Here is a 6797-nt window from a genome sequence, read left to right as displayed (position 1 = left end):
GTAAAGCAGAGACTCTCGGGTCAGCAGCCGATGCAGGAAACGGCAATGCCGATCCGTCCAGTCGAGCATCGGCGCGACTGAGAAGATCTTCTGTCCGGTTTCGAGTGCCGCGGCATACATGGTCAGTGTCCCGATACCGCACCCGAGATCAGCGGGATGTTGGGAAGCGCACCGCCGAACACCTCGTCGGCGCCGTCATAGATCATGCGGATCGCGACGAAGACGATGATCAGGAAGCCGATCCAGGCGATCCACTTGTAGCGTCCCAGAAGCTTGGCGATGACTGCCGAGGCCGCGCCCATCAGCACGACCGAAAGGCCGAGCCCGAAGATCAGCGCCCAGACATGTTCGCGCGCCGCGCCCGCGACTGCCAGCACATTGTCGAGCGACATCGAGACGTCGGCAATGATGATCTGCGTCACCGCCTGCCGCAGTGTCTTGGTGCCGGGGCGGGCGCCGACCACGCCATCGTGGTTGTCGTCCCTGCCAGCAAGCGCTTCTTGCGCCTCATGCACCTTATGCTCGGGCGTGGTGAGCTCGCGATACATCTTCCAGCACACCCAGAGCAGCAGGATGCCGCCGAGCAGGATCAGGCCGACAAGCTGCATCATCCAGGTGGCGGCGAGCGCGAAGACGATCCTGAGCACTGTTGCGGCGAGAATACCGATGAGGATGGCTTGCCTGCGCATGCTCGACGGCAGGCCGGCGGCGGCCATGCCGATCACGATCGCATTGTCGCCTGCGAGCACGAGATCGATCATGATGACCTGCATCAAGGCGACGACTGCGGCGTAATCCAGTCCAAGCATGGGGAAGCGAAACTCCGTTTCAGGGCTGCGATCGGGTTGACGTCGTGGCTCAGCCACTTGGACGGAAACGCGGCATGAGTCAACCGCGGCGATGAAGGGCCCTAAAGCGTATCGCGTGAACAAGGATTCGCACGACGCGCTTCAGGTTTTTGTTTGCGCATGCCTTTTTCGCGAAACCGCTGCACAGTTTCGCGAGACATGCTGTAGGTCGCCAATTGGGGAGTTGTGATAGAATTTCAAGCGCCTATGATGCAGAAAATTCGTCTGCGACGCCATTGTTGGTCATGGCGTCCGACGCCTGTTTGGAGGAAGAGAGCAGACATGCCGCTTTATGCACTGGGCGACGATAGACCGGTAACCCTTGGCGAAGACAATTACTGGATCGCGCCGGGTGCGCATGTGATCGGCAAGGTCACGATCGGCTTTGACGTCGGCATCTGGTTCGGTGCCGTTGTCCGCGGCGACAACGAGCTGATCGCCATCGGCGCGCGCACCAATCTCCAGGAGGGCGTCATGGTGCATACCGATATGGGCTTCCCGGTGACCATCGGAACGGGTTGCACGATCGGCCATCATGCCATCATCCATGGCTGCACGATCGGCGACAATTCACTGGTCGGCATGGGCGCCACGATCCTCAACGGTGCGAAGATCGGCAGCAATTGCCTGGTCGGCGCCAATGCGCTGGTGACCGAGGGCAAGGAGTTCCCCGACAATTCGCTGATCGTCGGTTCGCCGGCACGGGTGATACGCAGCCTGGACGAAAAGGCGGCCGAGGGCCTCAGGCGCTCGGCGGAGAGCTATGTGCAGAACTGGAAGCGTTTCCGCCGCGACCTCAGAGGGCTTTAAGCAGGTTCCGGAAAAGCGTCCCGCGGTTTTCCGACGAGAACCTGCTTAGACTTCACGCGATCTTCCGTTCGGTTTCCTCGCCCAGCATGGCATAGGTCGCCTCGGCCGGCATCGGTTTGCCATAGAAATAGCCCTGGGCGATGCCACAGCCGAGATTTCTGAGCGTCTCGGCCTGGGCTGCGGTTTCCACGCCTTCGGCGGTCGTCACCATGCCGAGGTCGCGGCAGAGATTGACCACGGCGCGCACGATGGCCAGCGATTCCGGATCATCGCCCATGTCGCGCACGAAACCCTGGTCGATCTTGATCTTGTTGAACGGGAACTTGCGGATATAGGACAGGCTCGAATAGCCGGTGCCGAAATCGTCCATGGCGAAGAGGACGCCGATCGCCTTGATCTGGTTGAGCGCCGCCATGGTCTGTTCGGTGTCGTTGAGGAACACGCCCTCGGTGATTTCCAGCATCAGCCGGCCGGGATTGAGCCCCGACTTCTTAAGCGCCGCAAGCACTGTCAGCGGCAGTTGGCCGCCGTTGAATTGCAGCGGCGAGATATTGACCGCGACGCTGACATGTTCGGGCCAGAGCGCGGCCTGTGCGCAAGCAGTGTCGAGGATCCAGGCGCCGAGCTCGGTGATCAGGCCGGCTTCCTCGGCAACGGGAATGAATTCGGCCGGCGAGACGAAGCCGCGGGTCGGATGTTCCCAGCGGATCAGCGCCTCGAAACCAACCAGCGCCTCGGCATCCAGCGAAACCAGCGGCTGGTAGTAGAGCTTGAACTTGCGGCCGGCGATCGCCTCTCGCAGGTCGTGCTCCATTTCGCGCCAGTCGCGCATGCGACGGTCCATGTCCGTCTCGAAGAAGCGGAACGTGCCGCGGCCTTCCTGCTTGGCGCAATAGAGGGCAAGGTCGGCATTCTTGGAGAGATCGTCGGCATCGGCGCCATCCTGCGGCGAGATCGCAATGCCGATCGACGTGCCGACGACGATGCGGTGGCCGTGAACCTGGAAGGGCTCGGAGATCCGCTCGATCACCTTGGTCGCCAGCTGTCGGGCTGCTTCGGGCTGGGCGGCACCGCTCTGGAAGATGGCAAATTCATCGCCGCCAAGGCGAGCCGCGAAACAGTCCGGACCGATGGCGGCACGCAGCCGTTCGGCGACCTGCACCAGCAGCGCGTCCCCGACCGGATGGCCGAGCGTGTCGTTGACGATTTTGAAGCGGTCGAGGTCGAGGAACAGCAGCGCCGACTCGCGATCGGCGGCGCTTGCGGCGTATTCGGTGATGTGCTGGCGGAACAGCGTGCGGTTGGCGAGATTGGTCAGGCTGTCGTGCATGGCGAGATGCGCGATCTTTTCCGAAGCGGCCTGCTTTTCGGTGATGTCTTCATGGGTGACGACAAAGCCGCCGTCCGGAAGCCGCATCACCGTCATGGTCATGACGCGCCGGTCATCCAATTCGACCACGCGCTGCGAGGTCTGGTAGGTGCCGCCATGGGTGTGTACATCGGAGAGCACCTGATCGGAAATGGTGCGCCTGACACCGGCGCCCATGGTGCGGCAGAGCCCGATGAAATCGTCGACGGTCATGCCAAGCAGGTCGACCTGGCTGCCGAGATTGTAGATTTCCTGCAGGCGCCGGTTGGCAATGGTGATCCGTCCCTCGCGGTCGAGCATGTAGAGGCCCTGTGGCATGTTCTCGATCGCGCCATGCAGCCGGTCGCGCTGCAGCGAGATTTCCGCGCGCGATGTCTCCTGCAATTCGCGGCGTGTCTTGGAGAGCGCATTGAAGGTACGCGAGAACTGATTGGCGAGGTCGCCGATCTCGTCGCGGCGCGTCAGGAGCTTGGCGTCGATAGGGTCAGTCTCGTTGCGCATTGCAAGTCCGAGATTGCTGACATTGATGGTCAGCGCCTCGATCGGCGTGGTCACGGCGCGGCGGAAATACCAGCCGATCAGCAGCGCCAGGAGGCAGGTGGCGAAGACGGCAGAGGCGATTTCCCAGTTGCCGAGATTGGCCTGCTGTTCGGTCCTGAGCTGGGCATTGCGATTGATGCGCTGCGCCACATCCATGATGTTGAGAAGGGCGACCGAATACTGGCCCTGCTCGCGCTGCAGCCTGAGCACCAGAGCCTGCTTCATCCGCTCATTGTCGAGCAGTGCTGCCTGGGAATTGAAGATCGAATGGTCGCCGAGATGCGACATGCGCTTGGCTTCGGCGACAAGCCCGAGCAGGGCCTGATAATCATAGCTGCCGTCGTTGCGCTGGAAATAGGGCTGGAGATCGCTGACATTGCTTTCCAGCGACAGGAGCTTGATCCAGTAGCCCTTGCGCATGCGCTCGAGATCGTAGGGCTGGCTGACGTTGGAGAGCATGGTTCCGACATTGAGCAGTTCGGTGACCACGATCTTGAGCTTGTAGAAATCCCTGAGCCATTGCCAGGCTTCCCTGGTCCGGGCGTTGAGGCCGACGGCGCCGATCAGTTGAGCGCGCGTCGGCGAATAAACGTTGCCGGTGCTTCTGCGCCAGTTGTCGGCGATCTGGTTCTCCAGATTGAGGATGTTCATCGAGGCGGTGACGGAAATCAGGTTGGTCGTGGCGCGCAGCGACGTCTCCGACGTCGAGATATGGCTGCGTGCCGTCATCGACAGATGGCAGACGTCGAGCAGCGCCTGGCGTGTCCGAAAAATCTTGTTGCCGGAGAATTCGTAGCGGCCGAGCTCAGTCGCGGCATCGGCCTGTGATGCCAGCTTCTTCAGCATGGCGAGCTTGTTGCGCTGGTTGGTCTGGGACTGCTCCAGATAGTTTGCAGCACCCTCCAGGCCGGCGCAGTTCTTCATCACAGGATCGAAAATGCTCTGCAGCTTCTGATAGCTTTCCGACAGCGAGATGACGCCGATCAGCAGCGGCGAGGCGGCCTCCGCCGAGAAATTGACCGATTCCTCAACCTTCTGAATGTTGTAGCCCGCATTGAGGCCGGTGAAAACGGCGGCCATCAGAGTGAGGCCGACACCGAATGTCACCTTGTTGCGGAACCGAATGTTCGAGTCCCGAAACCGGCTGCCAAATCGATGCCCGCCAGGATTGCCCATCCTTCGCCCTTCTCAGCCTTGGACCCATGTCCCGCCAATCGCGGCAACTATATTTGGCACTGCTTGAAAATGAATTAATCAAATGAACTAAACGATTTAACCCGGAAAATCCGGCCTCGAACAGAGCGGCAGAGGGGCTTGTTGGAAACGTTTTCGGAAAAACAACGTGTTTTTATGCTACAGAAGAACACTTGTTGCAGGCGCCACGGATTTCGATCGTGGTTTTTTCCGGTCTGAAATGTTGCGCGGTCTGCCATTGCTGCAGCCGGTTTTCGATCGTGTGATCATGGAATTCGGTCACAGAGCCGCAGGAATCGCAGATGGCGAAGGCGGTGACGCCATGCGCATGCGCTTCGTGGTCATGCGGATCGGCGCAGGCGACGAAGGCATTGATGCTTTCGAGCCGGTGCACGAGGCCGTATTCGACCAGCTTGTCGAGCGCCCGGTAGACCTGCAGCGGCGCGCGAAAACCATCGCCGCGCAGCCTGTCGAGAATGTCATAGGCGCTGAGCGGATTGGCCGCGCCGGAAAGCGTATTCAGCACCAGCGACTGGTTGCGCGTGAGATCGGGTGATGTCATGTGCCACCTCCCTGGCTGGCGGTTTCGGAGCGGATGCGCGTGGGCACGAGGCTCAGCACGAAGAGGATGAGCGCGGCGACCACGATCGACGGGCCGGAGGGCGTGTCGAACTGCAGCGAACCGTAGAGCCCGCCGATGACAGCGACAACCCCCACGACGGCAGAAAGCACCGCCATCACTTCCGGTGAGGCGGAGAAGCGGCGGGCCGTGGCGGCCGGGATGATCAGCAGCGAGGTGATCAGCAGGATGCCGACGATCTTCATGGCGATGGCGATCACCAGCGCCAGCAGCAGCATGAAGATCAGCCGCGCCCGCTTGGGATTGAGGCCTTCGGCCTCGGCAAGGTCTTCGGAAACCGTGGCGGCGATCATCGGCCGCCAGAGCCAGACGAGCGCCATCAAGACGAGAATGCCGCCGCCCCAGATGATGTCGATATCGCCTTCGCTGACGGCAAGAATGTCGCCGAACAGGAAGCTCACCAGATCGATCCGCACCCAGGTCATGAAGGCGAGGATGACGAGCCCGACCGACAGCGAGGCATGCGAGAGGATGCCGAGCAGCGAATCCGCCGACAGCGAGCCCGTCCGTTGCAGCAGCAGCAGCAGCAGCGACACGCCGGCTGCGACGACGAAGACGGCAACGATGATGTTGAGATTGAACAGCAGCGACAGCGCCACGCCAAGCAAAGCCGAATGCGCCATCGTGTCGCCGAAATAGGCCATGCGGCGCCAGACGATGAAGCAGCCGAGCGGTCCGGTGGTCAGCGCGATGCCGATGCCGGCGAGGATGGCGCGGAGGAAGAAATCATCAAACATCGCGGCCCGCCTCCTTCACTGTCTCGACGGCTGCGCTCGGCATGACCAGCCGGTTGTGATCATGGCCGCAGGCGCAATCGGGGCCGTGGACATGGTCGGCATGCGCATGGTCATCGTGGTGATGGCCGTCGCCGGGGAAGCAGGTATCGGTGATCGAGCCATCGGCATGCTGCACGCGACCGTCTGCGAGATGGGTGTGGTCGTGATGATGGGTGTAGATCGCCAGCGCGCCGGCACCGCGGACGCCGAACAGGCGCTGATATTCCGGATGGTTCGAGACATCATGCGGTGTGCCGGTGCAGCAGACATGGCCGTTGAGGCAGACCACCGTGTCGGTCGCCGCCATCACCACATGCAGGTCGTGCGAGATCAGCAGCACGCCGCAGCCGGTACGGTCGCGGATGGCGCCGATAAGCTCGTAGAGCGCGATCTCGCCGGTATAGTCGACGCCCTGGACCGGCTCGTCGAGCACCAGCAGGTCGGGCTTGCGGGCGATGGCGCGGGCGAGCAGCGCCCGCTGGAATTCACCGCCGGAAAGATGCTGCACCTCGGCCTTGGCGAGATGGGTGATGCCCGTCAACGCCAGCGCATTGGCGATTTCCTTGGGGGGAAGGGGGCCGGTCAGTGTCATCAACCGCTCGACCGAGAGCGGCATGGTG

Annotated in this window: 6 protein-coding genes and 1 pseudogene; 1 reads left to right on the top strand and 6 read right to left on the bottom strand. The window is 61.9% G+C overall.

Annotation, left to right across the window (positions count from 1 at the left end; all coding sequences use genetic code 11):
• Window positions 1-120, bottom strand: a pseudogene (locus AC1D06_RS41205) (tRNA dihydrouridine(20/20a) synthase DusA); the annotation flags it as partial.
• 2 nt (window positions 121-122) lie between these two features.
• Window positions 123-809: a TerC family protein gene (locus AC1D06_RS41200; protein WP_477878592.1), complete on the bottom strand. Its 687-nt coding sequence runs from the start codon at window positions 807-809 to the stop codon at window positions 123-125.
• 321 nt (window positions 810-1130) lie between these two features.
• On the opposite strand from AC1D06_RS41200, the gene AC1D06_RS41195 reads away from it, so the two are divergent.
• Window positions 1131-1658 (top strand): gamma carbonic anhydrase family protein, encoded by a 528-nt coding sequence (locus tag AC1D06_RS41195; protein WP_477878593.1) that lies wholly within the window; start codon window positions 1131-1133, stop codon window positions 1656-1658.
• Window positions 1659-1710: 52 nt separating this feature from the next.
• On the opposite strand, the gene AC1D06_RS41190 is transcribed toward AC1D06_RS41195, so the two are convergent.
• The 4 genes from AC1D06_RS41190 to AC1D06_RS41175 all read right to left on the bottom strand — a co-directional run.
• The gene (locus AC1D06_RS41190) at window positions 1711-4743 is read right to left on the bottom strand and encodes a putative bifunctional diguanylate cyclase/phosphodiesterase (RefSeq protein WP_477991228.1); all 3033 of its coding nucleotides are present in this window, start codon (window positions 4741-4743) and stop codon (window positions 1711-1713) included.
• Between the two features lie 172 nt (window positions 4744-4915).
• Window positions 4916-5323, bottom strand: coding sequence for a Fur family transcriptional regulator (locus tag AC1D06_RS41185; RefSeq protein ID WP_477991226.1), 408 nt, complete (start codon window positions 5321-5323; stop codon window positions 4916-4918).
• Window positions 5320-6138, bottom strand: a complete 819-nt coding sequence (locus AC1D06_RS41180) for a metal ABC transporter permease (protein ID WP_477878596.1) — start codon at window positions 6136-6138, stop codon at window positions 5320-5322. The genes AC1D06_RS41185 and AC1D06_RS41180 overlap by 4 nt, the downstream gene beginning before the upstream one ends.
• A partial coding sequence (locus tag AC1D06_RS41175; RefSeq protein ID WP_477991224.1) for an ATP-binding cassette domain-containing protein occupies window positions 6131-6797 on the bottom strand: 667 nt, incomplete at its 5' end. The genes AC1D06_RS41180 and AC1D06_RS41175, both read right to left, overlap by 8 nt.

The sequence above is a fragment of the Rhizobium sp. P2_G2 genome, assembly GCF_056403555.1.
Note: the sequence above shows the minus strand (reverse complement) of the source record. Positions and strands in the feature narration are given on the sequence as shown.